This is a genomic window from Xanthomonas hortorum pv. pelargonii (assembly GCF_024499015.1).
Taxonomy (GTDB): domain Bacteria; phylum Pseudomonadota; class Gammaproteobacteria; order Xanthomonadales; family Xanthomonadaceae; genus Xanthomonas; species Xanthomonas hortorum_B.
Genome location: NZ_CP098604.1, coordinates 2,221,401 through 2,246,277 on the forward strand (window position 1 = coordinate 2,221,401; position 24,877 = coordinate 2,246,277).

The following is a 24,877-nucleotide window of genomic DNA, read 5'->3' on the forward strand; positions in this document are numbered from 1 at the left end:
CTGCATGGCTAGCGAGCCCATCACGGCTGCGCGGTGCGCCGCAAGGCCGGTTGCACGGCGGACATCTCGCAGCGCAGCAAGCCTTTCTGCGCCGGGCTGGGTAAAGTCAGGCAGACCGCGTCACTCGGGATCGGCATGGCATCTTCGGCTTCGCTGCATGGCGCGGCTTTTTTAAGTCGCGGTTTTGGTAGCGCTAACATTTGCAGGAGTTCGACCGTATGAGCAATATCGTCTACATCGGCGCGAGAGAATATTTCCCCGGCATCGGCAAGATCGGCTTCGAAGGCCGCGATTCTGACAACCCGCTGGCCTTCAAGGTCTACGACGCCAACAAGCAGATCGGCGACAAGACCATGGCCGAGCATCTGCGCTTTGCGGTGGCCTACTGGCACAGCTTCTGCGGCAACGGCGCCGATCCGTTCGGCCCGGGCACGCGCGCGTATCCGTGGGATGTGGGCGCTACCGCGCTCAATCGCGCCGAAGCCAAGGCCGATGCCGCGTTCGAATTCTTCACCAAGCTCGGCGTGCCGTACTACTGCTTCCACGATATCGACCTGTCGCCGGATGCCGATGACATCGGTGAGTACGAGCGCAATCTCAAGCACATGGTCGGCATTGCCAAGCAGCGCCAGGCCGACACCGGCGTCAAGCTGTTGTGGGGTACGGCGAATCTGTTCTCGCACCCGCGTTACATGAATGGTGCGTCCACCAACCCGGACTTCAATGTGGTCGCGCGTGCAGCGGTGCAGGTCAAGGCCGCGATCGATGCCACCGTTGAGCTGGGCGGCGAAAACTACGTGTTCTGGGGCGGCCGCGAAGGTTATGCGTGTTTGCACAACACGCAGATGAAGCGCGAGCAGGACAATATGGCGCGCTTCCTCACGCTGGCGCGCGATTACGGCCGTGCGATCGGGTTCACCGGCAACTTCCTGATCGAACCCAAGCCGATGGAGCCGATGAAGCACCAGTACGACTTCGACAGCGCCACGGTGATCGGCTTCCTGCGTCAGCACGGCCTGGATCAGGATTTCAAGCTCAATATCGAAGCCAACCACGCTACGCTGTCGGGCCACAGTTTCGAGCACGACTTGCAGGTTGCCAGCGATGCCGGCCTGCTTGGCAGCATCGATGCCAACCGTGGCAATCCGCAGAATGGCTGGGATACCGACCAGTTCCCGACCGACCTGTACGACACCGTCGGCGCGATGCTGGTGGTGCTGCGTCAGGGCGGGCTGGCACCGGGCGGGCTGAATTTCGATGCCAAGGTGCGGCGTGAGTCGTCCGATCCGCAGGATCTGTTCCTGGCCCACATCGGCGGCATGGACGCGTTCGCACGCGGTCTGGAAGTGGCCAACGCGCTGCTGACGTCCTCGCCGTTGGAGCAATGGCGCGCCGAGCGTTACGCCAGCTTCGACAGCGGCGCCGGTGCGGCATTCGCCGATGGCACCAGCACGTTGGTGGATGTAGCCCAGCACGCAGCCGGCAATGCGCCAAAGCAACTCAGCGGCCGCCAGGAAGCCTACGAGAACCTGATCAATCAGTATCTGACGCGTTGATGCTGTGCAGGTGATCGTCTGCACACGCGGGCGATCATCTACTGCCTGCGCGCATGACCGCGTGCAGCGTTACGGTTGTTTTGCTGCATCCGGCGCTGCCGGTGCGGCCACCGAATCCCGCTTGACCAGCAGGTGCGCGACCACATGATCGACCATCTTCGCCGTACGCTCCTTGGCACGAATCGTCTTCAACAGGATATCCAGTGCGGCGTCGGCCATGGCGGCGATGGGCTGCTGCACGGTGGTGAGCTCGGGCCACACCGCGGTGGCGGCAGAAGTATCGTCGAAACCGACCACCGACAGATCGCGCGGCACATCCAGCCCGCGCCGGTGCGCAACCGAGATGGCAGCGGCGGCCATATCGTCGTTGCTGGCGAAGATGGCGCTGGGGCGGCGTTTGCGCGCCAGCAATTTTTCGGCAGCGACCAGACCCGACTTGTAGGTGTAGTCGCCCGGCTGCACCAGATGCCGATCCAGCCGCAAGCCGGCATCGGACAGCGCCGCTTGAAATCCTTCGAAACGGCGTGCACTAGCGGAGAGATTGGGATGCCCGGCGATGTAACCGATGCGGGTATGCCCCTGCGCGATCAAATGCTCGGTGATTTCCTTGGCCGCGGCGAATTCATCGATGCGCACGCAGGCCACATCCGGGCTGAAATGGTTGGAGGCGATTGCCACCACCGGCACCTTGGCGCGCACCAGCTCCAGTACCGCGGCTTTGGATTCGCACAGCGGCGGCGGCAGGATCACCCCGGCCACGCTCTTGGCGAGCTTGCGTGCGGCACGGCGTTCGGCATCGGCATCCAGGTCGTCCCAGCAGTCGATCACCAACTGGATGGGAGTGCGCGAGGCCACCCGCAACACGCCCAGCAGCAACTCGCGCAAATACGCGCCACTGGGGTCGCTGTAGATCAATGCGATGCGCAGGCTCTGCGCGGCGGCAAGCGCACTGGCAGCCAGGTTGGGCGTGTAGCCGAGCTTGTCCACGGCGCGCAGCACGCGCGCACGGGTGGCATCGCGCACGCTGCCGTTGTTGTTGACCACGCGCGAGACCGTCATCGGCGAGACCTTCGCCAGCGCCGCCACCTCATTGATGGTGATCGCGCGGCTGGTGCGGCGGACCGATTTCCTGACCTTCTCCAAGCGTGGCCTCTTCAAGTGGGTGGCGAATCTACACGATGCACACATGCTGCAGTGAGAACGCAAGCGCCGCATGCATGTGTGACGATGCGAGGCATGGTACCGGGAAGCAGACACAGCGGCGATACACGGCTGCGTGCGTTCGCGACGATGGAGCATGCCGCATGAGCAGGTATTTGACTGGTCGCCGCGTCGCGGATTGCCGCGCGTTCTCATGGCAGTGGTTGCTGGCAATGTTGCTGCTGTGCGGGTTGGCGCTGGCTAGTACCAGTGCGCAAGCCGACGATGGCTATGATTTATGGTTGCGCTACCAACCGCTGGCCAATGCGGCGCAGTTGCGTGATAGCGCGAGCGAATTGATCGTCGCTGGCGACTCGCCGAGCTTGCACGCAGCGCGAGACGAGTTGCAGCGCGGACTGTCGGGCCTGCTTGGCAGCGCGCCGCATCCGGTCGATGCCGCGACCCGCGATGGTGCGATTGTGTTGGGTGCCGCCACAGCGCCGCAGATCGCTGCATTGAAGCTGGACACCGCGCGCCTGGGCCACGAGGGGTATCTGATTCGCAGTGTCAGCGTGGGCGGGCATCGCATCACCGCCATCGTCGGCGGCAGCGACATCGGCGCGTTGTACGGGACGTTTCACTTCCTGCGCCTGCTGCAGACCGGCCAATCGCTCGCCGCGCTGGATGTGCGCGAGTCGCCGCGGCTGCAACTGCGCATGCTCAATCATTGGGACAACCTGGATGGCGTGGTCGAGCGTGGCTATGCCGGTGCCTCGTTATGGAACTGGCAGACCCTGCCCGGCTATCTGGACCCGCGCTACACCGATTACGCGCGCGCCAATGCATCGCTGGGCATCAATGGCACTGTGCTCAACAACGTCAATGCCAAGGCCTGGAGCCTGACACCGCAGTATCTGGACAAGGCAGCAGCACTCGCAAATGTGTTTCGCCCCTACGGCATTCGTGTATTTCTCAGCGCGCGCTTCAGTGCGCCGATGGAGATCGGTGGTTTGAAGACCGCCGACCCGCTGGATCCGCAAGTGCAGCGGTGGTGGCGCGACAAAGCAAACGAGATCTACGCACGCATTCAGGATTTTGGCGGCTTTTTGGTCAAGGCCAATTCCGAAGGCCAGCCCGGCCCGCAGGATTACGGGCGCAGCCATGCCGATGGCGCGAATCTGCTGGCCGACGCGCTGGCGCCGCATGGCGGTGTGGTGATGTGGCGCGCGTTCGTCTATTCGCACGAGCAGCCGGACGATCGCGCCAAGCAGGCGTATAGCGAGTTCGTGCCGCTGGATGGGAAATTTCGCGACAACGTGATCGTGCAGGTCAAGAACGGCGCGATCGACTTCCAGCCGCGCGAGCCGTTCCATCCGCTATTCGGTGCGATGCGCAAGACGGCGTTGATGCCGGAGTTTCAGATCACCAAGGAATACCTGGGCTTTTCGACGCATCTGGCCTACCTGGGCACGCTGTTTGCCGAAACCCTGCAGGCCGATACCTATGCGCGCGGCAAGGGCTCGACCGTTGCCAAGACCGTGGATGGTTCGCTCTTCAACGACACGCAACGCGCGCGGTTGACCGGCATTGCCGGCGTGGCCAACATCGGTGCGGACCGCAACTGGAGCGGGTCGATCTTCGATCAGGCCAACTGGTATGCATACGGGCGGCTGGCCTGGAACCCGGACCTGTCGCCGCAGACGATCGCGCAGGAATGGGTACGCATGACGTTCTCCAACGATGCTGCCGTGGTGACGCCCGTGGTCGACATGATGCTACGCTCGCGCGAGGCGGTGGTGGACTACATGACCCCGCTCGGCCTGCATCATCTGATGGGACGCGGCCATCACTACGGTCCGGCACCATGGGATGCGGGCAGCGAGCGCCCGGATTGGGACCCGGTGTATTACCACCGCGCCGACCGCAACGGGATTGGCTTCGACCGCAGTGCCAGCGGCAGCAATGCGGTGGCGCAATACGCTAAGCCGGTGGCGCGCATGTTCGGCGATGTGCAACGCGTGCCCGAGCGCGATCTGCTGTGGTTCCACCATGTGGCCTGGGACCACCGCATGGCCTCCGGGCGGCCGCTGTGGGACGAGTTGGTCTGGCATTACGACCATGGCGTGGACGAGGTGCGTGCCATCCGGGCCACCTGGCAGGGCCTTGCCGGCAAGATCGATGCGCCGCGGTATCAGCAGGTGGCGAACTTCCTGGCGATCCAGCAGGACGAGGCGCAGTGGTGGCGCGATGCCAGTATCGCCTACTTCCAGAGCGTGTCCGGTCGGCCGTTGCCTGCCGGCACGGCGCCACCGGCGCATCCGTTGACGTATTACCAGGCATTGAAATTTCCGTATGCGCCGGGGAATCCGAAATGAGCGCGCGTGGTTTGGCCGTGGTCATCGCCATGCTATCGGCATCGCTGCTACCACGCATCGCGCATGCAGCCGACGCACCGTTGCTGCATGCGCTGTTTCAGGAGCATGCGGTACTGCAGCGCGATGCGCCGATTCGCGTGTGGGGCGATGCAACGCCTGGCGCGCGCATCACCGTGCAACTGGCTGCACAACAAGTGCAGGCGCGCGCAGACCGGCAAGGCCATTGGCAAGCGCGCCTGCCTGCGCATGCCGCGGGCGGCCCGTACACCTTGAGCGCACGCACGAATAAGGGCGTGGCACAGCAGGTCAACGACGTGCTGATCGGCGATGTGTGGCTGTGCTCTGGCCAATCCAATATGGAATTGCAGGTGCATCGCACATTGGATTCGCGCAGCGAGATCGCCGATGCCGGCAACCCGCGCATTCGCATGTTCAAGGTACCCGCGCACTCCAGCCCGACGCCACAGCGCGGCTTCGGCGGCAATGCGGCGTGGCAGCTCACCACCCCGGAGACGGTAAAGGACTTCTCTGCGGCCTGTTACTACTTCGCGCGCGAGCTGCAGAAGACTGTCGATGTGCCGATGGGCTTGATCAACGCCTCGTGGGGCGGCTCGCAACTGCAGGCCTGGATCGGCGAGAACGCATTGCGTGCTGCCGGCGACGATGGCCCGGCACTGGATGTGCTGGCACGTTACGCACGCGACCCGGTGGATGCCGCGCCGCATTGGGGCGCGCTGTGGGAGGCCTGGTGGCATGCGCACGGCGAAGGCGAGCCCTGGCAACCGGATGCGCCGGGCACGTGGCAAACAGCACCGGCCGCGCTGGGTGCATGGGACGACTGGGGCGTGCCGCAGTTGGTCGGTTTTAACGGCATGGTCTGGTATCGCACCAGCATCGAGTTGACCGAGGCGCAGGCCGCGCAAGACGCCACCTTGTTGCTCGGGCCGGTGGACGAGCTGGACCAGACCTGGGTCAACGGGCGCGGCGTGGGCAGCAGTTACGGCGCCGATCAGCCGCGTCGCTACAACGTGCCGCGCGGGCGCCTGCATACCGGGCGCAACAGCGTCGTGCTCAATGTGCTCAATACCTATCGGCGTGGCGGCTTGCTGGGCGATGCGCAATCGCGTGCGCTGCAGTTTGCCGATGGCAGCACGCTAGCGCTGGCCGCGCCCTGGCAGTACCGCATCGTGCCGCCACAAGTGGGCTCGCCACCGCGCGCACCGTGGTCGTCGGCGGCCGGGCTGACCACCTTGTGCAACGGCATGATCGCTCCGCTCGGCCAGCTCGGCCTGCGTGGCGTGCTGTGGTACCAGGGCGAATCCAATGGTGGCGATGCCGCGCATTACCCGGCCTTGCTCACGGCCTGGCAACGCGATTGGCGGCAACGCTTTGGTGCGCAGTTGCCGCTGCTGATCGTGCAGCTGGCCAACTACGGCGCGCCGCCCACGCAGCCGGTCGAAAGCGGTTGGGCGCAACTGCGGGAAGCACAGCGCCGCTTCGTTGCCAACGATGCGCATGCAGGCCTGGCGGTGGCCATCGATATCGGCGACCGCTACGACATCCATCCGGCCAACAAGCAGGAACTGGGCCGGCGCCTGGCGCGTGCGGCGCGACATGTGGTGTATGGCGAGGCAATTGCACCTTCCGGCCCGGTGCCGCGTGGCGTGCGGCGTGACGGCGACGCACTGCGCATCGACTTCGACGACGTCGACACCGCATTGCTGAGCTACAGCGCCGATGCGCCGATCGGCTTCGAAGTGTGTGGTGCTGCACCCGGCAGTTGCCGCTATGCCGCCGCCACCTTGCGCGAGCGCGCCATCGGCGTGCGCATCCCTGCCGGCCTGGATGCCACACGCGTGCGCTACTGCTGGGCCGACAGCCCGGTGTGCACGCTGTATGACCGCAACGGCCTGCCCGCCGGCCCGTTCGAACTCCCCATCACTGCCGCTTCTTCCCCATGAGCGAGACCCCGATGTCACAGACTCCCGACTCCCCTGCTCCGCTGCAAGGCTCGGCCCGCGATCGCGAGATCGTCGAGGCGCGCGTCATCGTCACCTGCCCGGGCCGCAACTTCGTCACCTTGAAGATCCGCACCCGCTCAGGCATCACCGGCTTGGGCGATGCCACGCTCAACGGCCGCGAACTGGCGGTGGCGGCGTACCTGCAGGAACACCTGGTGCCGAACCTGATCGGCCGCGATGCCGGCCGTATCGAAGACATCTGGCAGTTCTTCTACCGCGGCGCGTACTGGCGCCGCGGCCCGGTGACGATGAGCGCGATCGCCGCGGTGGATGTGGCGCTGTGGGACATCCTGGGCAAGATGGCTGGCATGCCGCTGTATCAGTTGCTCGGCGGGCGCTCGCGCGAGGGCGCTTTGGTCTACGGTCATGCCAACGGCCGCGATATTGCCGAAACCAGCGAGGAAGTCGGTCGCTTTCGCGAGCTCGGCTTTATCGCGATTCGCGCGCAGTGCGGCGTGCCCGGCATCAAGAAGACCTACGGTATTTCCAGCGGCGGCAAACCGTACGAGCCGGCCGAAAGCGAACTGCCCACCGAAACGGTGTGGTCCACGCCACGCTATCTCGGCGTGGTGCCAAAATTGTTTGAGCAGCTGCGCAGCGACCACGGCGATGAGATCGAACTGCTGCACGATGCGCATCACCGGCTCACCCCGATCGAGGCCGCGCGCCTGGGCCGCGACCTGGAGCCGTACCGATTGTTCTGGCTGGAAGACGCCACGCCCGCAGAAAACCAACGCGCGTTCGAAGTGATCCGCCAGCACACGGTCACGCCCTTGGCGGTGGGCGAGGTGTTCAATTCGCTCTGGGATTGCAAGCATCTGATCGAGCAGCAGCTGATCGACTACATCCGCACCACGATTGTCCACGCCGGCGGCATAACCCACGTGCGGCGGCTGGCCGATTTCGCCGCGCTGCATCAGGTGCGCACCGGCTTCCACGGTGCCACCGATCTGTCGCCGGTGTGCATGGGCGCCGCATTGCACTTCGACACCTGGGTGCCCAACTTCGGCATCCAGGAGTACATGTTCCATTCCGACGAAGCCAATGCGGTCTTTCCGCACGATTACGTGTTTCGCGATGGTCGATTGCATTGCGGCGAGACACCCGGGCATGGCGTGGAGATCGACGAAGCCCTGGCCGCGAAGTATCCCTACGTGCCCAAGCAGTTGCCGGTTGCGCGGCTGGAAGACGGCGCGATGTGGGACTGGTGATGCGCCTGCTGCCGGCCGTGCTTGCGGCACTGCTGATTGCCTTGGCCGCGCCTGCGAATGTGCAGGCGCAAGCGCAAGCCGATGTCGTCTTCGACTGGTTCGACTACCGCGGCGACGATACGGTGTTCGCCACGCCGCTGCCGGCCGGCCATTACCGCAACCCGGTGCTGGCCGGGTTCTATCCGGACCCGAGCGTGACGCGCGTGGGCGAGCGCTACTACCTGGTCAATTCCACCTTTGCGTATTTCCCGGCGATCCCGGTGTTCGAGAGCAGCGATCTTGTGCACTGGACGCAGATCGGCAACGTGGTCGAGCGCCGCGAGCAGTTGAACTACGACGGACTGGGCGTCTCGCGCGGCATGTTCGCTGCCAGCATTCGGCATCACGACGGGCGCTTCTATGTGGTGGGTACCTCGGTCGACAGCGGTGGCAACTTCATTGCCAGTGCCAGCAATCCCGCAGGCCCATGGTCGCCACTGACCTGGCTGCCGAGCATCGACGGTATCGACCCGTCGTTGTTCTTTGACAGCGATGGCAGCGCCTATCTGCTCAACAATGGCCCGCCTGAAGGCACTCCGTTGTACGAAGGCCATCGCGCGATCTGGATGCAGCGCTTCGACCTCGCCAGCAATCAACCGACCGGCCCGCGCAAGGTACTGCTCAACGGCGGAGTGGATCTGGCCAGCAAACCGATCTGGATCGAAGGCCCGCACCTGTATCAACGCGACGGTTGGTACTACCTCTCGTGTGCCGAAGGTGGCACCGGTCCGCAGCACTCGCAGGTGGTGTTGCGCAGCCGCAACGTGTGGGGGCCGTATGCCGCCTCGCCGCACAATCCGATCCTGACCCAACGCGACCTGCCGGCCGAACGCACGCACCCGATCAGCAATGCCGGGCATGTGGATCTGGTGGACACACCGGACGGGCAATGGTGGGCGGTGTTTCTGGCCAGCCGCCCGTATGCGGGCGAGCGCTACAACACCGGGCGCGAAACCTTTTTGCTGCCGGTGCAATGGCACGATGGCTGGCCGTCGATCCTGCCGGCCGGCGAGCCGATTCCATATAGCGCACAGAGCCCGCGCGCCATGAAAACACCGGCCAATCAAACGCCGTTGTCGGGCAACTTCACGTGGCGCGACGACTTCGCCGGCACCTCGCTGCAACGCGAATGGCTCTATTTACGTGTGCCCAAACAGGATGTGGCCAACCTGCGCGCACGCCCCGGTTGGTTGACGCTGCGTGCCAGTGCACACGGCCTGGACAGCACCGCCACACCGGCCTTCCTGGCACGTCGCCAGCAACACACGCGCTTCACCGCGAGCACGTCGCTGGCTGTGCCCACACACGCCGGCGTCAGCGCGGTGCTTGCCGCCTTCCAGAATTCCAATGCGTGGTATGCACTCGGCGTGCGACGCAATGGCGACGCGCTGGAAGTATTTGTGGACAGGCGCGATGGCGTAAAAACCACCACGCTCGCACGCACCCGTATACCGGCAACCACACAGTTGCGCCTGCAGATCAGCGGCGACAGCGGCACCTACAGCTTCGCCTTCGATGCCGATGGGCGCGGCTGGCAATCGCTACGCCGCAACGATGATGCGGGCATGCTCAGCACCGCACAGGCCGGCGGTTTCGTCGGCAGCATGATCGGGCCTTTTGCCCAGCTGGAACCGGACCGCACCAAGGAGGACTGACCATGCATTCGCACTTCGCACCATCCGTTGCTCGCACACCCCGTGCACGCGCACGCGCCGTGCTGCTGGCGACTGCACTTGCCGCAACCACTGCGCACGCCGCAACGCCATCGCCGTATCTGGACACGCAACGCCCCTTCGACGCGCGCGCTGCCGATCTGGTGTCGCGCATGACGCTGGAAGAAAAAGCCGCGCAGATGCAGAACGCCGCACCGGCGATCCCGCGCCTGCAGGTGCCCGAATACGATTGGTGGAACGAGGCGCTGCACGGCGTGGCGCGTGCCGGCGGCGCCACTGTATTTCCGCAGGCGATTGGCCTGGCGGCCACCTTCGATACGCCGTTAATGGCCGAGGTGGCCACTGCCATCAGCGACGAAGCACGCGCCAAGCATCATGCCTTCCTGGTACGCGGCGAACACAAGCGCTATCAAGGGCTCACCTTCTGGTCGCCCAATATCAATATCTTTCGCGACCCGCGCTGGGGCCGTGGGCAGGAAACCTATGGCGAAGATCCGTTTCTGACCGCGCGCATGGGCGTGACCTTCGTGCAAGGCCTGCAGGCGCAGCAAGGCCCGTATCGCAAGCTCGATGCCACCGCCAAACACTTCGCCGTGCACAGCGGGCCGGAGGCCGACCGTCATCATTTCGATGTGCACCCCAGCGAGCGCGATCTGCACGAAACTTATCTGCCTGCATTTCAAGCCTTGGTGCAGGAAGGCAAGGTCGCCGCGGTGATGGGCGCCTACAACCGCGTCAATGGCGAGTCCGCCTCGGCCAGCACGCGGCTGGAAGGCATCCTGCGCCGCGAGTGGGGCTTCGATGGGTACATCGTCAGCGACTGCGCTGCCATCCGCGATATCTGGCAGAACCACAAGATCGTGCCCACGCCCGAAGCCGCCGCCGCACTCGGCGTCAAGCACGGCACCGATCTGGATTGCGGCGACACCTATGCCGCGTTGCCGGCCGCAGTGCGTGCCGGTTTGATCGACGAGGCCACCATCGATACCGCGCTCAAGCGCCTGATGACCACGCGCATGCGCTTAGGCATGTTCGACCCGCCGGCCAAGGTGCCGTGGGTGCAAATTCCCGCATCAGCCAATCAATCGCCGCAGCACGATGCACTGGCACGCCGCACCGCGCGCGAATCGCTGGTGCTGTTGAAAAACGACGGCGTGCTGCCGCTCAAATCCACGCTCAAGCGCATCGCGGTGATCGGCCCCACCGCCGACGACCCGATGTCGCTGCTGGGCAACTACTACGGCACGCCGGCCGCGCCGGTCACCATCCTGCAAGGCATCCGCGACGCCGCACCACAGGCGCAAGTGATCTACGCGCGCGGCAGCGATCTGGTGGAAGGGCGCGAAGACCCCAACGCTGCCGCACCGATCGACACGCGCTATCTGCGCCCGGCCGCTGGCGCCACGCAGAACGGGTTGACCGGTGAATACTTCAAAGGCCGCGCATTGACCGGCACGCCGGTACTGACGCGCATCGACCCGCGCATCGCCTTCCGTTGGGACCGCAACGCCCCCACCGACGATGCGGTGGGCCGCGGCGAATTGCATGCCGACCGCGCACTCGACAAGGACGACTTCAGCGTGCGCTGGCATGGCCAGTTGCTGCCACCGGTGTCGGGCAACTACGAGTTGCAAGTGGCCGCCGACGATGGCGTGCGCCTGTATTTGGACGGCAAGCTGCTCATCGATCAATGGAGCGGGGCTCCGCGCATGCGCAGCGGCAACGCCAGCGTCGCCTTGGAAGGCGGCAAAGCCTACGACTTGCGTGTGGAATATTTTGAAGCAACGCGCGATGCCGGCGTGCGGCTGGCCTGGCGCATGCCCGGCGCCAAACCACCGCTGCAAGAGGCGGTGGACGCCGCCCGCAATGCGGAGGTGGTGGTGTTCGTCGGCGGCCTCACCGGCGATGTGGAAGGCGAAGAGATGGACGTCAACTATCCCGGCTTTGCCGGTGGTGATCGCACCGACACGCGCTTGCCCAAACCGCAACGCGAGCTGCTGCAGGCACTGCAGGCCACCGGCACGCCGGTGGTTGCAGTCCTCACCACCGGCTCGGCGCTGGCGATCGACTGGGCGCAACAACACGTGCCCGCCATCCTGCTGGCCTGGTACCCCGGCCAACGCGGCGGCAGCGCGGTAGGCGATGTGTTGTTCGGCCAGGCTAGTCCCGGCGGCCGCTTGCCGATCACCTTCTACAAAGAAGCGGAGCGCCTGCCCGCCTTCGACGATTACGCCATGCGCGGTCGAACCTATCGCTACTTCGCCGGCAAGCCGCTGTACCCGTTCGGCCATGGCCTGTCGTACACGCAGTTTGCCTATTCTGATCTACGCCTCGATCGCAACACGGTCGCCGCCGATGGCACGCTTACCGTAACGGTCACCTTGAAAAACACCGGCCAACGCGCAGGCGATGAAGTGGTGCAGCTGTATCTGCATCCGCTGAAGCCACAACGCGAACGCGCCCTCAAGGAACTGCACGGCTTCCAGCGCATCACCCTGAAACCGGGCGAACAACGGCAGGTGCGCTTCACCATCAAAGCGCAAGACGCCCTGCGCATCTACGACGAGCAACGCAAAGCCTACGCGGTGGACCCAGGCGCCTACGAAGTGCAAATCGGCGCCTCCAGCGCAGACATCCGCAGCAAACAACGCTTCACCGTCACCGCAAACTGATCCCACCGCAAGCAGCGGAATCAAAGCCCCTCTCCCGCCGGGAGAGGGGTTGGGGTGAGGGTACGGCCACCATGCGAACGTGCAGCACCCCACGATTTCAAACAAAAACCCATGCCAACTCCAACCCTCTCCATCGCAACACTCGTCCATCTACCTACCACCGTCCTCACTCCCAACTACAATCCCAAACACACCACCATCGGCATCGTCCACCTAGGCGCAGGCGCCTTCCACCGCGCCCACCAGGCCGTCTACATCGACGACCTACTCGCGCATGACCCCACCTGGGCCATCAGCGCCGTCTCGCTACACAGCCCAACGGTGCGCGACGCCCTGCGCCCACAAGACGGTCTCTACACCCTCGCCCTGCTCGACGAACACCCGCAACTGCGCATCATCGCCGCCATCCGCGAAGTGTTGTGCGCCGCAGACGAACAAGCTGCGATGCTCGCACGCCTCGCCGACCCAGCCGTGCGCCTGGTCACTCTCACCATCACCGAAAAGGGCTATTGCCTTGCAGGCGACACCCTCGACCTCACCCACCCCGACATCGCGCACGACATCGCACATCCCGCGACGCCGCGTAGCGCCATCGGCTATCTCGTCGCCGGCTTGCAACGACGCAAGCAACACAACACCGCACCCTTCACCGTCCTCAGCTGCGACAACCTGCAAGACAACGGCAACCTGCTAAGCCGCGCGGTGTTGCTGCTCGCACAGCAAAACGATCCCGCGCTTGCAGATTGGATCGACCGGCACGTCAGCTTTCCGCGCTCGATGGTCGACAGCATCACCCCCGCCACCGACGACGCACTGCGCACGCAAGTGCAATCGCAAACCGGCCTGCACGACGCCTGGCCGATTCAACGCGAGCGTTACACCCAGTGGGTGATTGAAGACCGCTTCTGCAACGGACGCCCCGCCTTCGAGCGCGCAGGTGTCACCCTCAGCGACGACATCGCCGGCTACGCACGCGCCAAACTGCGCCTGCTCAACGGCCCGCACTCCGCGCTCGCCTATCTCGGCAGCCTGCTGGAGTTGGAGACCGTCGCAGACGCCATGCATCACCCGCAACTGGCGGCGTTTGTCGAAACCCTGATGCGCGAGGACATCGCCCCCACCCTGCAACCGATGCAAGGCTTCGACCCGCAGCACTACTGCGGCGCCATCCTCGCCCGCTTCCGCAACCCCGCCATCCGCCACCTGCTCGCCCAGATCGCCTGGGACGGCTCGCAGAAGATTCCCGTGCGCTTGCTCACCACCATCGGCGATGCACTGGCTGCCGGGCGACGCATAGACCGGCTATGCCTGCCGTTCGCGGCGTGGTTGCACTTCGTGCGCAGGCAGGCACGTAATGGCGTGACCTTGATCGATCCGTTGAGTGAGTCGCTGAGCAAGATCGGGCGCGACGCAACCGGCGATGCCATCCACGACGTGGCAGCGTTTCTCACTCTCGACGCCGTATTTGCTCCGCTCTCTGGCGATGCGCGTTTTGTGGAAACACTGCATGCCGCCTACAACACCTTGAACACAGGCAGCCCAGCGGATGTGCAACGAGCGCTATTGATCACGTAGCCAAGCAGCGCATCATTCGACCTTTCCTGGATGCCACTATGGCTCTGAACAATTGAACACAGCGGCTCTTCCAAACGCGGTTCCGATCATGACGTTTAGGCGTTAATTCGATTAAACGAGCTGATCCACAGCCAAAAGAAAAATCGCTGGAACAGCATCCCCAGTCCGTTTGCTGTGGTAAAAATTGCCTCAACAGGGGAAGGGAGCAAGTCGGATGGATTTCATCGATCAACTGCGCGTGCTTGCAACGCGCATTAGTACGACACGTGCATTGATTCAGACGGAAGAAGCCACCAAGAATGCGATGGTGATGCCGCTGATCCAGATTCTGGGATACAACGTCTTCGACCCGCTTGAGGTCACGCCAGAAATCGTGGCGGATGTGGGTATCAAGAAAGGCGAGAAAGTCGACTACGCGATACTTCGTGACGGCAAGCCCATCATCCTCTTCGAGTGCAAGAAGGCAGGTGCTGAGCTGAACATAAATCACGCCAGCCAACTCTTTCGCTACTTCCATGTCACTGCAGCCCGCTTCGGGGTTCTTACCAACGGCTTGGTCTACCGGTTTTCACTGACCTGGAACAGCCGAACAAGATGGACGAAAAGCCGTTCTTCGAGTTCAACATCTTGGACTTCAAGGATCGCGATGTCGAAGAATTAAAGAAATTTGCCAAGACCGCGTTCGATCTGGACACGATCCTGACGACTGCCAACGAGCTGAAGTACACGCGCGCCATTCAGACACGGCTGACAGAGTGGATGCATCAGCCTACCGAAGAATTCGTCAAACTGGTTTCTGCGGATTTGGTCGGGAATCGACGCTTTACGCCCGCGATCCGTGATCAGTTCACATCGATCACGCGCCGGGCCTTCGACCAGCTGATCAGCGAGCGGATCAATGAACGGCTCAAAGGTGCTATGGCACCTGAAGCAATCTCAATCAGCGATCACGCTCCGGCAGTTGTTGCAGAGCAATCCGCCGTGGCGACCCCGCCCCTGCTAGCAGACCCTCTGATCGTCACTACTCCGGAAGAAATTGAAGGCTTCCACATCATTCGAGCCATCGTGCGCGAAGTGATTCCTGGCAAGCGTGTTTTCATGAGAGACGCTCAAAGTTATTGCGCCGTACTACTCGATGATAACAACAGAAAACCGATCTGCAGACTTCGCTTCAACAACCTTCAGAAGCTTCGACTTGGCATTTTCAATCAGGACAAGGAAGAGGAGCAGCTCGACCTCGGCTCGATCGACGACATCTACAGCTTTGCAGACAAGATCAAGGCTACTGTCACCTCCTACCTGCCTCAGGAAGCCTGATCATGGAAGGGTTGAGCCTGGTTGAGGAGTTTAAGCAACCAGCTCCACCGCTCCTCACAAAAATTAATTAGGCTAATCGGTGGACGTAAGGCTCAGCCTCCAATCACCTGTCCGATCCGAAGCAGATTGCCGTTCTCATCGACAATCGCGAAATCCCGCATTCCCCAAGGCTTGTCGCTAACAGGATCGAGCCTGGGAATGCCATGCACCGGAAGCTGCGCGGCACGCATGGCGGCGTAGACCGCATCGACATCGCCAACCCGGATGTAACATCCCGCATAGCAGGCAGCAGGATCAAGGTCAGGGTGTGCGAAGAAATGCAGTTCCACCTCGCCACGCGTCAGGATCGCGTACCCCGCATCGTGCGGATGCACGTCGCCGACAAAGCCAAGCCGTCGATAGAAGGCGACCGTGCGTTCGATTGAGCGGCCTGGTAGCAGTGGAATCGTACGGTCTGGTGCTTCGGCCCTGGAAGTCATCGCTTTCTCGTATGGGATAACGAAGTCGTCTTTGGGTGCAACGATACGCCACATCAAAGGGATCGGTTGAAAGCCGTGTCGTCATGTATTGACTCGATCCATTGGCGAGTAGCAAGATCTCTTTGCTGCGGCACATTCCGCAGCCGGGTTTAGCAGCCCGCAATCACAAGGCGCACCAGCGCCCATTGCACGATGTCGGCGCTTTTCTTTTGCTCGATTCATCGTATGGGCAAGCGTGCTCGCTTTACGGCGGGCGGTGCGCGGAGACCGCAAGGTCTGCCGGTTCCTTGTGACCGGTCTGCTAACCGCGCATCGTCCGCCACCCTCGTTTAGCAGCGAGGTAACGGACTTCCTATCGCACAAGGAGTTCGATATGACCCGTCCCAAAGCAACAGCCCGTGCAAGCTCTGTATCGCCCGCCAAACGCTCCTCCGTTGCGCGCACAACGTCGAAGCAGCGTGCAGTCGTCACCACTAGCAGCAATGAGACATCGATCGATCCATCGCTTGCGCCTACGCCGCCCTTACGCAAACCGTACTTCCGTATCCCAGAGCAGGTCACCATGAGCCGCCAGCACTACAACGTGCGGCGTGCCGAAGATGTGGTTGGCTGCGCGGTGCCCAAGCTGCGGCTGTCCGGGCGTTGGTTGGAGCAATGCGGTTTTGCTGTCGGCGATGCGCTGCGGGTAACGGTGGGGCGTGGTGTGTTGTTGATCAACCGCGTGGCGCCCGCTGTTCCTGCGGTAAGACCACGCCGAAGGTGACATGCTTTAAGCGCGCGCGCTAATGCGGCGCTTTGCCCCCTTCTCCCGTGCAAGGGAGAAGGGAAACTGCCTGCTCCGGCGCGAACAGCAGAAGAGACATTGCGTGTTATCCGAGCTGCCTGAGACCTCCGCAGCTGCGAAGACAGCTACGCCACGACGCTCAACATGCCATGCTTGGCTCACCCTTGCTCCCACCCATGTTCCGTCAGGTCTGAAATCCGCATGGCCATGCGCAAGAAACACGAGTTGCCGGAGAAACCCTGCATGCACTGCGGGCGGCCGTTTCGCTGGCGCAAGAAGTGGGAGCGCGTGTGGGACGAGGTGAAGTACTGTTCCGACCGTTGCCGTGGCGAGAGCAAGCGGACGCGTCCGGCTCCATGACCAGCGCAGTGTGTTGATCGCCGATCAACAGCACACGCGACCCCACGACCAAGCCGGTTCGCAGATGTGCATTCGCATAGTGTTGAAACTCGATATGCAGAGGCGAAGCTCAGTATCAGGCTGACTTCCATGCAGCCGCTTGCGCTAACCGTGTTCGCACTGGTTGGCGAAACGCGGTGCAAGACGCGTGGCGGCTGGTGAGCTACCGTGTTCTCGCACCTATGGAGTTCTCTGCATGAAAATGGCTGTCTTCAGCACGCGCCCTTACGACAAACGATTTCTCGAAGAGGCGAAACTGCGCCTGAGTGAGAACGCTGCAGTCGAGTTCGTTTACTTCGAAGCATCGCTCGATCTGCAGACAGCAGCGTTGGCGCAGGGTTGCGAGGTGGTGTGCGTGTTCGTCAACGATCAGCTCGATGCGCCCGTGCTACAGGAATTGCACGCGATCGGTGTCCGCGCGGTGCTGCTGCGCTGCGCCGGCTTCAACAATGTGGATCTCGCCGCGGCCAAGGCCCTGGATTTCTTCGTCGCACGCGTGCCGGCGTATTCGCCCGAGGCAGTGGCCGAGCACACCCTGGCGCTGGTCATGACGCTCAACCGCCAGACGCACCGTGCCTACAACCGCGTGCGCGAGGGCAACTTCATGCTCAATGGCCTGCTCGGCCGCACCTTGCACGGCAAGACGGTGGGCCTGGTCGGGCTGGGCAAGATCGGGCTGGCGACTGCACGTATTTTTCAGGGAATGGGGTGCAGCGTGCTTGGCTACGATCCCTATCCCACGCCTGGCTTCGAGACGCTCGGGCAGCGGGTCGAACTGGAGACGCTGCTCGCACGCGCGGATATCGTCTCGCTGCACTGCCCGCTGACGCCGGCGACGCAACACCTGATCGATGACGCAGCGCTGACCGCGATGAAGCCCGGTGCGATGCTGGTCAACACCTCACGCGGTGGGCTGGTGGATACCGATGCGGTGATCCGCGCACTCAAGTCCCGCCAGCTCGGCCACCTTGCCATCGACGTGTACGAGCAGGAAAGCGCATTGTTCTTTCAGGACCGCTCCGGCGAGATCATCGACGACGATGTGTTTCAACGTCTGATGACCTTTCCCAATGTGTTGGTGACCGGGCATCAGGGGTTTTTCACTGCCGAGGCGTTGCAGGAGATCTCCGAAATCACCCTGCGCAACCTCGCTGATTTCGCTGCAGGCACTGCGTGCGCGAACCTTGTTCCAACACCATAGCGTCACCTTCTTCGCTCACCACCCGCGCAGGCCCAACCATGTGGCAACAACTCTACGACCCGCTCGGTAACGCCAACCTCTCGGCCTTGCTGGCTGCCTTGCCGGTGCTGTTCTTCCTGCTGGCGCTGACGGTGCTGCGGCTCAAGGGGCTCACCGCCGCTGCGTTGGCGGTGCTGGTCTCGGTGGCGGTGTCGTCGCTGGTGTTCGGCATGCCGATGGCGAGCATCGTTGGCGCTGCGCTGTTGGGCATTGCCAATGGCATCTTCCCAATCGGTTTTATCGTGCTGATGGCGGTGTGGCTGTACAAGCTGGCGATCCGCAGCGGCAAGTTCGAGGTGATCCGCGGCAGCATCGCCACGGTGTCCGAAGACCAACGCATCCAGGTATTGCTCATCGCGTTCTGCTTCGGCGGATTCCTGGAAGGCGCTGCGGGGTTTGGCGTGCCGATCGCCATCTGCGCGGCGCTGCTGGTGGAGCTGGGCTTCCGTCCGCTCAAGGCAGCGATGTTGTGCCTGCTGGCCAACGGTGCGGCGGGTGCCTACGGTGCGATCGGCATCCCGGTGCTGGTCGGCGCGCAGCAGGGTGGCGTGCGCCTGGATGAGATGTCGCTGATGCTCATAGCGCTGGTGCAGGTCTGCGCATTGTTCGTGCCTGCGGGGCTGGTGGCGATGCTCGATGGGTGGCGTGGCGTGCGCGAGACCTGGCCGGTGCTGCTGTTTGTCGGTGTGGTGTTCAGTGGCGTGCAGACGCTCACCTTGTATCTGCTGGGGCCGGAACTGGTGGACATCCTCGGGCCGCTGGCCGGCATGGGCGGGCTGGCACTCTTCATGCGGTTCTGGCGCCCCAAGCGCATCTACCGCGAAGCGCAGGCACCACCGTGCTCCACCCAGCGCTGGACGCTCAAGCAGGTGCTGCTGGCATGGTCGCCGTTCTACATCCTCACCGGCGCGATCCTGGTGTGGAGCCTGCCCGCCTTCAAGGCGCTGTTTGCCGCAGACGGCGCGCTTGGCGCCACGGTGCTGCATCTGCGCATCGGCCTGCTCGATCAACGCGTGCAGGAAGTACCGCCATTGGTCGCCAGCGTGCGTACATTGCCTGCGGTGTGGAATGTGGGTTGGCTCAACGCCTCCGGCACGGCGATTCTGATCGCGGCGGTGCTCACAGTGCTGCTGTCGCCGCGCTTGAACCTGCGCTCGGCAACGGGCGAGTTGGCCCAATCGGCGAAAGAGATGTGGAAGCCGCTGGCCACCGTGTCGCTGGTGATGGCGGTGGCTTATGTCACCAATTATTCCGGCGCGTCCTCGTCCATCGGACTGGCCCTGGCACAGGCGGGAGGCGTGTTTCCGCTGTTGTCGCCGGTCATCGGCTGGATGGGGGTGTTCATCACCGGCTCGGTGGTCAACAGCAATACCTTGTTTGCGCATCTGCAGGCGGTAACGGCAGCGCAGATCGGCGTGCCTGCCGCGTTGCTGGTGGCGGCCAACACCGCGGGCGGTGTGATGGCGAAACTGGTCTCGCCGCAATCGATCGCCATTGCCGCCGCTGCAGTCAAGTTGGTGGGTCAGGAGTCGGCGATCATGCGCACCACCTTGGCCGCAAGTCTTGGGCTGCTTGCGTATGTGTGCCTGTGCACGTGGCTGTTGTCGATGGTGTTGCAGTGAAAGCAGTAGCTGCGTGCTGGCTGCATTGATTTTTCGAATGCACCGGCACGCTCCTTTTCAGCGCGACGCGTGGGTTGCTTCAAGCGCATGCCATGCTCTGCCTGCCGTCGCCGTCGCCGTCGCCGTCGCCGAGCGATCAAGCACGCGTATTTGTTGAGTCCGCCATGGCATGCGCCCAGCATTTTTTGCTTGAGAAGTCCTGCACGGCCCTCGCCGGCTGCCTCATCGCGATACCGATACACTCACTGCACTTCGCACTCAGAGAGCGACCTTCCATGACACCGTCAGCGAACGCCTTCCGCGTAGCTGTTCTGTTGCTTGCATCCGCATGCGTGCCTGCGTTTGCCCAGACTGCGGTGCATGCGCCTGGAGTACCGGCGACGCAAGCTGCTGCGCAGTGGAAGAATGTTTCTGGCGAAGGCAAGCCGCATGCGCGTCACGAGAACAGCCTGGTCGCCATCGGCGACCGTCTGTACCTGATCGGTGGGCGCGATGATCGGCCCTTGGACATCTTCGATACCAAAACGCACCGCTGGTCCAAAGGCAGCCCGCCACCGCTGGCAGTGAGCCACGCGCAGGCAGTGGTGTCGTCCGGAAAACTCTACTTCGTCGGCGGCCTGACCGGCGACTATCCGGAGGAAGCCGCGCTGACCCACCTGTTGATCTACGATCCTGCCACCGATCGCTGGCAGGTGGGCGCGGAGATCCCGCAGCATCGTCGCCGCGGCGCTGCCGGAACGGTGGAACACGATGGCGTGCTGTACCTGGTCGGCGGCAATACGCGCGGCCATATGAGCGGTTATGTGCCATGGCTGGATGCGTTCGATATGAAAACGCAGCAATGGACGCAACTGGCCGATGCACCACATGCGCGCGATCATTTCCACGCGGTGGTGATCGATGGCAAGGTGTATGCGGCCGGTGGACGCCGCTCGGCGCACGAAAGTGGCAACACCCTGGCGCAGACAATCAGCGAGGTCGATATCTACGACATCGAACGCGGCACCTGGACTGTCGCCCCGGCTGCGTTACCGACCCCACGCGCAGGTACCGCCGCCATCGCACGCGATGGCCAGCTGCTGGTAATGGGCGGCGAGAGTACCCGCCAGGTCAAGGCGCATGAAGAGGTCGAGGCTTACGACCCGGCCACCGCTACCTGGAAGACGCTGGCTGCGTTGCCGCAAGGCCGCCATGGCACCCAGGCCGCAGAGGTAGGCGGCGATCTCTACATCGTTGCGGGTAGCGGTAATCGCGGTGGTGGGCCGGAGTTGTATGATGTGTTGGTACTGCATGAACGCAGCAAGCCATAAGTCGCGGTGACTCCTGCGTACGGCATGCGACGAAGGAGCTTGTTGAACATTGTGTGTCTGAAGATGAGGATCTAATCTGCTTCTTCGTTCTTCAATGCGCAACGCCAGGGAGTGGTAAAGCCGAAACGTAAATCGGATAAAGCACCCCCGCAATGCCTCGCGTTGCCGGGCAATTTTCGCTCCCACTGGTCCATGCGGAAAGCGAGCCAGTGACATCGCCGCCGCTGGCAACGGCCAACGCGCAGTACAGCAACTACATTGTCTATGTCGATGAAAGCGGCGACCACGGGCTGGAGACGTTAGATCCCAACTATCCCGTGTTTGTGCTGGCCTTTTGCGTCTTCCACAAAGGTCACTACGCGCAACGCGTGGTTCCTGCCATCGAGTCGTTCAAGTTCAGGCATTTCGGGCATGACTTGGTCATTCTTCATGAGCATGACATCCGCAAGGAAAAGGGACATTTCCGCTTCAATGATCGGTTGGAAAAAACGATTTTTCTGGATGAACTGACGGGAATTATCGAGTCACATAACTTCATCCTGATCAGCTGTGTCATCGACAAGACACGGCTGAAGGAAAAAGCCCAGACAGCAGACAATCCTTATCACCTGGCGCTCGCCTTTTGCCTTGAAACGCTTTTTGAACTGATGCAAGAAAAGAAACAGGGCGATGTTGCGACGCATGTGGTGGTTGAGTGCCGTGGCAAGAAAGAAGACCGCGATCTGGAGCTTGAATTCAGGCGAATCTGCGATGACGCGAACCGCTGGGGCCGGCAACTCCCCTTCACGATTGTATTCGCAGACAAAAGGCCAACTCTTCCGGCTTGCAGCTGGCAGACCTCGTTGCGCGCCCCATAGGCCTATCGGTACTTCGTCCAGATCATCCAAATCGCGCATTCGACGTGCTGCAGCGAAAATTCTTCTGCAAACAGGGCCGGCGCAAATTGGGCATCGATTACGAGGGCTGGGGACTGAAGATTTTCCCGCCGCCAGAAAGCGAAAAGCCCCGGTGATCTCACCGAGGCTATGACGCCGACCGGGAACCCCCAGTCCACTTAAGCGTGAGTTTAGGGTCGTACACCGAAGAATTCAAGGTCGCCGGCTACAGAACCGGGTCGGTCAGGACATCGCATCCACAAAATGTCGGGACTGCGTTCGATGCGTGCTGCGCTCCACATGTAGAGGCAGCTTGAGGTTGAGCTATTTGTCACCCGGGAGGCTACTTTGTGAATTCCAACCCAAGTGCTTTGACGCGCACCCGCGTCAGCATCGCGTGCGAGGTCATGTAGAGCGTGTGGCCGTCGTTGCCGAAGGCGCAGTTGGAGATCGGTTCGCCGGTTTCGATGCGGCCCAGTCTGCGGCCGTCGGGGGCGAAGACGATGACGCCGCCGGGGCCGGTGGCGAACAGGTGGCCGTCGGCGGAGACCGCCATGCCGTCGGGCAGGCCGGGGGCGTCCTTTTCAACCAGATCGGAGGCATCGGCGAACACGCGCTTGCCGGTCACCGCACCGGTTGCGTCGAGCGCATAGGCCATCCAGATCGGGCGCTGCGGATCGGAATTGGCTACGTACAAGGTGCGCTCGTCGGGCGAGAGCGCAATGCCATTGGGAAGGCTGAGGCTGTCATCGAGCAGATGCACGCTGCCGTCGGTGTCCAGGCGGTAGACGCCGTTGAAGCGCAGTTCCTTGACCGGCGAGTCGTTCATGCCCTTGAGGCCGTACGGCGGGTCGGTGAAGAACACCACGCCGTCGCTGCGGCGAACCAGATCGTTGGGGCTGTTGAAGCGGTGGCCTTCGAACTGGGTGGCGAGCGGTGTCTTCTTGCGCGTGGCCGGGTCGAGCCTGGCGACGATGCGCGTGCCGGAATCGGCCAACAACACGGTGCCGCCCGGTTCGGCATACAGGCCGTTGGCGCCCGCCTCGCGCAACGTGGCCTGCTCCGGGCCGCTGTAACCGGAAGGCGACAGAAAGACCGATAGCCCTGCGTCTTCGGACCAACGATAGAGCTTGTTTTCCGGCACATCGGTGAACAACAGATAGCTACCGTTGCGCACCCATGCGGGACCCTCGGACCAAGTGAAGCCTTCGGTGAGCTTTTCGATACGCGCATCGCTTGCGATCACATCGCTGAAGCTGCGATCGAAGGTCTTCAGCTGCCCGATGACAGGAAAGCGCGGCGGCGGTGCGTCTTTCCTGGTGCAGGCAGCAAGGACTGCCAGCAACGGAACAGCCAACAACAGATAGGGCGGCAAGCGCATCGGGAAGTCCGGTAATCGAAGTCGGGCCATGATGCCATCATGGCTGTGCAGGTTATCTAGAGCGCTAGCACCTTGCCTATCGCGCGCTTGAGTCCGCCGGCACCGCCAACACCGCATCCAATGCAGGTTTGGGCTGATGCTTGCGATCGAACAGCAACGGGTAGTTGGTACGGCCTGGCACGGGGTAATCGTTCTTCCATGACATACCGTCGGTAACGCCCCAGACACTGACGCGGGCGAGCTTGTCGCGCTTGCGCCAGAACAGCGCGAACAGTTCGGCATAGCGATCGCGTAGTTGCGCCTGCACCTCGGGTGGCAAGCCATCGCGATAGGGGTCGAGAAAGCGCTTGAATTCCGGCAGCTGGAACTGCTTGTGCGCAAGCCCGGTGCCGATAACCTGGCCTTCCTTGGTGAGCGGCAGCACGTCGATGTCCAGCTCGGTGATCATGACCTTGATGCCGAGCGCGGCGTAAGCGTCGATGGCGTCTTCGATATCGCGCAGGCTGGGATAGTCGAGCCCCCAGTGTCCTTGCATGCCGACGCCATCGATGCGGATACCGGAGTGCTGCAGCATCTTGACCATGCGCACGATGCCGTCGCGCTTGGCCGGCCGCCAGGCATTGAAGTCGTTGTAATACAGCTGCGCATCGGGTGCATAACGCTGCGCGAAGGTGAAGGCATTGCGCACTACGGTGTCGCCATCGCCCACGCGCTGCACCCAGTTGGTAGCGCGGTAACTGCCGTCTTCGTCGATGATCTCGTTGACCACATCCCAGGCCTGCACTTTGCCCGCGTAGCGCCCTGCCACGCGTTCGATGTGCGCGCGCATGCGTTCCAGCTGCGCGTCTGCGGTGTTGGGGTTGCCCTGCGCATCGACGAAGAACCAGTCCGGCGTCTGGTTGTGCCAGACCAGCGTATGGCCGATCACAAACATGTCACGGCTGCGTCCGTAGGCAACGAAGGCATCGGCAGCACTGAAGTCGAACACGCCGGGCCGCGGCGCGACCACCTCGGCCTTCATCACGTTCTCGGCGGTGATGGCGTTGAAGTGGCAGGCGACCAGCGCGGCAGAGACGGCGTCCTTGCCGGAGACGATGTCGGTATTGACGGCCGTGCCGATCAGGAAGCCGTCTGCGTAGGCGTGCTTGAGCGAGGTGCTGCGGGTATCGCAGACGGCAATTGCCGGCAGCGCCATGAGGGCGCCGATG

Annotated in this window: 19 protein-coding genes; 15 read left to right on the forward strand and 4 right to left on the reverse strand. The window is 62.9% G+C overall.

Going from position 1 to position 24,877, the window contains the following annotated elements:
* Window positions 1-218 precede the first annotated feature (218 nt).
* Window positions 219-1,556 carry a xylose isomerase gene (xylA, locus tag NDY25_RS09835; protein WP_168957551.1) on the forward strand — a complete coding sequence of 446 codons (1,338 nt, stop codon included), beginning with the start codon at window positions 219-221 and terminating at the stop codon, window positions 1,554-1,556.
* Between the two features lie 69 nt (window positions 1,557-1,625).
* On the opposite strand, the gene NDY25_RS09840 is transcribed toward xylA, so the two are convergent.
* Window positions 1,626-2,699: a LacI family DNA-binding transcriptional regulator gene (locus NDY25_RS09840; protein WP_168957552.1), complete on the reverse strand. Its 1,074-nt coding sequence runs from the start codon at window positions 2,697-2,699 to the stop codon at window positions 1,626-1,628.
* 230 nt (window positions 2,700-2,929) lie between these two features.
* On the opposite strand from NDY25_RS09840, the gene NDY25_RS09845 reads away from it, so the two are divergent.
* The 8 genes from NDY25_RS09845 (at window position 2,930) to NDY25_RS09880 (ending at window position 15,579) form a co-directional block, all read left to right on the forward strand.
* Window positions 2,930-5,071 carry an alpha-glucuronidase family glycosyl hydrolase gene (locus NDY25_RS09845; RefSeq protein WP_425510794.1) on the forward strand — a complete coding sequence of 714 codons (2,142 nt, stop codon included), beginning with the start codon at window positions 2,930-2,932 and terminating at the stop codon, window positions 5,069-5,071.
* The gene (locus NDY25_RS09850; RefSeq protein ID WP_256627909.1) at window positions 5,068-7,032 is read left to right on the forward strand and encodes a sialate O-acetylesterase; all 1,965 of its coding nucleotides are present in this window, start codon (window positions 5,068-5,070) and stop codon (window positions 7,030-7,032) included. Before NDY25_RS09845 ends, NDY25_RS09850 begins: the two co-directional genes overlap by 4 nt.
* A gap of 11 nt (window positions 7,033-7,043) precedes the next feature.
* Window positions 7,044-8,303, forward strand: a complete 1,260-nt coding sequence (gene manD / locus NDY25_RS09855) for a D-mannonate dehydratase ManD (RefSeq protein ID WP_055822194.1) — start codon at window positions 7,044-7,046, stop codon at window positions 8,301-8,303.
* Complete coding sequence (locus NDY25_RS09860) at window positions 8,303-9,997, forward strand: glycoside hydrolase family 43 protein (protein WP_251754782.1); 1,695 nt, start codon at window positions 8,303-8,305, stop codon at window positions 9,995-9,997. The genes manD and NDY25_RS09860 overlap by 1 nt, the downstream gene beginning before the upstream one ends.
* A 2-nt stretch (window positions 9,998-9,999) precedes the next feature.
* The gene (locus NDY25_RS09865) at window positions 10,000-12,687 is read left to right on the forward strand and encodes a glycoside hydrolase family 3 protein (RefSeq protein WP_168957555.1); all 2,688 of its coding nucleotides are present in this window, start codon (window positions 10,000-10,002) and stop codon (window positions 12,685-12,687) included.
* Between the two features lie 111 nt (window positions 12,688-12,798).
* A complete protein-coding gene (locus NDY25_RS09870) occupies window positions 12,799-14,262 on the forward strand; it encodes a mannitol dehydrogenase family protein (protein WP_168957556.1) in 1,464 nt (487 codons plus the stop codon).
* A 214-nt stretch (window positions 14,263-14,476) separates the two neighbouring features.
* The gene (locus NDY25_RS23130) at window positions 14,477-14,923 is read left to right on the forward strand and encodes a type I restriction endonuclease (RefSeq protein WP_256627910.1); all 447 of its coding nucleotides are present in this window, start codon (window positions 14,477-14,479) and stop codon (window positions 14,921-14,923) included.
* Entirely contained in the window at window positions 14,857-15,579 is a 723-nt protein-coding gene (locus tag NDY25_RS09880; protein WP_256627911.1) for a restriction endonuclease, read from the forward strand. The genes NDY25_RS23130 and NDY25_RS09880 overlap by 67 nt, the downstream gene beginning before the upstream one ends.
* A 92-nt stretch (window positions 15,580-15,671) precedes the next feature.
* Here the strand turns inward: NDY25_RS09880 and NDY25_RS09885 are convergent, their stop codons facing one another.
* Window positions 15,672-16,058, reverse strand: a complete 387-nt coding sequence (locus tag NDY25_RS09885; protein WP_168957558.1) for a bleomycin resistance protein — start codon at window positions 16,056-16,058, stop codon at window positions 15,672-15,674.
* 562 nt (window positions 16,059-16,620) lie between these two features.
* Between NDY25_RS09885 and NDY25_RS09890 the strand changes: the two genes are divergently transcribed.
* The 6 genes from NDY25_RS09890 (at window position 16,621) to NDY25_RS09915 (ending at window position 22,270) form a co-directional block, all read left to right on the forward strand.
* Entirely contained in the window at window positions 16,621-16,821 is a 201-nt protein-coding gene (locus NDY25_RS09890) for a SymE family type I addiction module toxin (RefSeq protein WP_168957559.1), read from the forward strand.
* A gap of 222 nt (window positions 16,822-17,043) precedes the next feature.
* Window positions 17,044-17,202: a DUF2256 domain-containing protein gene (locus tag NDY25_RS09895; RefSeq protein ID WP_074056361.1), complete on the forward strand. Its 159-nt coding sequence runs from the start codon at window positions 17,044-17,046 to the stop codon at window positions 17,200-17,202.
* 235 nt (window positions 17,203-17,437) lie between these two features.
* The gene (locus NDY25_RS09900; protein WP_168957560.1) at window positions 17,438-18,442 is read left to right on the forward strand and encodes a 2-hydroxyacid dehydrogenase; all 1,005 of its coding nucleotides are present in this window, start codon (window positions 17,438-17,440) and stop codon (window positions 18,440-18,442) included.
* Window positions 18,443-18,480: 38 nt separating this feature from the next.
* The gene (locus tag NDY25_RS09905) at window positions 18,481-20,103 is read left to right on the forward strand and encodes an L-lactate permease (RefSeq protein WP_168957561.1); all 1,623 of its coding nucleotides are present in this window, start codon (window positions 18,481-18,483) and stop codon (window positions 20,101-20,103) included.
* A 275-nt stretch (window positions 20,104-20,378) separates the two neighbouring features.
* Complete coding sequence (locus tag NDY25_RS09910; RefSeq protein WP_168957562.1) at window positions 20,379-21,413, forward strand: Kelch repeat-containing protein; 1,035 nt, start codon at window positions 20,379-20,381, stop codon at window positions 21,411-21,413.
* Window positions 21,414-21,565: 152 nt separating this feature from the next.
* Window positions 21,566-22,270 (forward strand): DUF3800 domain-containing protein, encoded by a 705-nt coding sequence (locus NDY25_RS09915; RefSeq protein ID WP_256627912.1) that lies wholly within the window; start codon window positions 21,566-21,568, stop codon window positions 22,268-22,270.
* Between the two features lie 361 nt (window positions 22,271-22,631).
* Here the strand turns inward: NDY25_RS09915 and NDY25_RS09920 are convergent, their stop codons facing one another.
* Together NDY25_RS09920 and NDY25_RS09925 are read right to left on the reverse strand one after the other, a co-directional pair.
* Window positions 22,632-23,669 carry an SMP-30/gluconolactonase/LRE family protein gene (locus tag NDY25_RS09920; RefSeq protein ID WP_168957564.1) on the reverse strand — a complete coding sequence of 346 codons (1,038 nt, stop codon included), beginning with the start codon at window positions 23,667-23,669 and terminating at the stop codon, window positions 22,632-22,634.
* A 76-nt stretch (window positions 23,670-23,745) separates the two neighbouring features.
* Entirely contained in the window at window positions 23,746-24,864 is a 1,119-nt protein-coding gene (locus NDY25_RS09925) for an endo-1,4-beta-xylanase (protein ID WP_425510795.1), read from the reverse strand.
* Window positions 24,865-24,877 lie beyond the last annotated feature (13 nt).

Excerpts from the sequence above, each read along its gene's own strand:
- NDY25_RS09845 (WP_425510794.1), top strand. The coding sequence starts at position 2,930 with ATGTTGCTGCTGTGCGGGTTGGCGCTGGCTAGTACCAGTGCGCAAGCC.
- NDY25_RS09915 (WP_256627912.1), top strand. The coding sequence starts at position 21,566 with ATGCCTCGCGTTGCCGGGCAATTTTCGCTCCCACTGGTCCATGCGGAA.
- NDY25_RS23130 (WP_256627910.1), top strand. The coding sequence starts at position 14,477 with ATGGATTTCATCGATCAACTGCGCGTGCTTGCAACGCGCATTAGTACG.
- NDY25_RS09900 (WP_168957560.1), top strand. The coding sequence starts at position 17,438 with ATGAAAATGGCTGTCTTCAGCACGCGCCCTTACGACAAACGATTTCTC.
- NDY25_RS09895 (WP_074056361.1), top strand. The coding sequence starts at position 17,044 with ATGGCCATGCGCAAGAAACACGAGTTGCCGGAGAAACCCTGCATGCAC.
- xylA (WP_168957551.1), top strand. The coding sequence starts at position 219 with ATGAGCAATATCGTCTACATCGGCGCGAGAGAATATTTCCCCGGCATC.
- manD (WP_055822194.1), top strand. The coding sequence starts at position 7,044 with ATGTCACAGACTCCCGACTCCCCTGCTCCGCTGCAAGGCTCGGCCCGC.
- NDY25_RS09925 (WP_425510795.1), bottom strand. The coding sequence starts at position 24,864 with ATGGCGCTGCCGGCAATTGCCGTCTGCGATACCCGCAGCACCTCGCTC.
- NDY25_RS09860 (WP_251754782.1), top strand. The coding sequence starts at position 8,303 with ATGCGCCTGCTGCCGGCCGTGCTTGCGGCACTGCTGATTGCCTTGGCC.
- NDY25_RS09885 (WP_168957558.1), bottom strand. The coding sequence starts at position 16,058 with ATGACTTCCAGGGCCGAAGCACCAGACCGTACGATTCCACTGCTACCA.
- NDY25_RS09890 (WP_168957559.1), top strand. The coding sequence starts at position 16,621 with ATGAGCCGCCAGCACTACAACGTGCGGCGTGCCGAAGATGTGGTTGGC.
- NDY25_RS09910 (WP_168957562.1), top strand. The coding sequence starts at position 20,379 with ATGACACCGTCAGCGAACGCCTTCCGCGTAGCTGTTCTGTTGCTTGCA.
- NDY25_RS09870 (WP_168957556.1), top strand. The coding sequence starts at position 12,799 with ATGCCAACTCCAACCCTCTCCATCGCAACACTCGTCCATCTACCTACC.
- NDY25_RS09880 (WP_256627911.1), top strand. The coding sequence starts at position 14,857 with ATGGACGAAAAGCCGTTCTTCGAGTTCAACATCTTGGACTTCAAGGAT.
- NDY25_RS09905 (WP_168957561.1), top strand. The coding sequence starts at position 18,481 with ATGTGGCAACAACTCTACGACCCGCTCGGTAACGCCAACCTCTCGGCC.
- NDY25_RS09920 (WP_168957564.1), bottom strand. The coding sequence starts at position 23,669 with ATGCGCTTGCCGCCCTATCTGTTGTTGGCTGTTCCGTTGCTGGCAGTC.
- NDY25_RS09850 (WP_256627909.1), top strand. The coding sequence starts at position 5,068 with ATGAGCGCGCGTGGTTTGGCCGTGGTCATCGCCATGCTATCGGCATCG.
- NDY25_RS09865 (WP_168957555.1), top strand. The coding sequence starts at position 10,000 with ATGCATTCGCACTTCGCACCATCCGTTGCTCGCACACCCCGTGCACGC.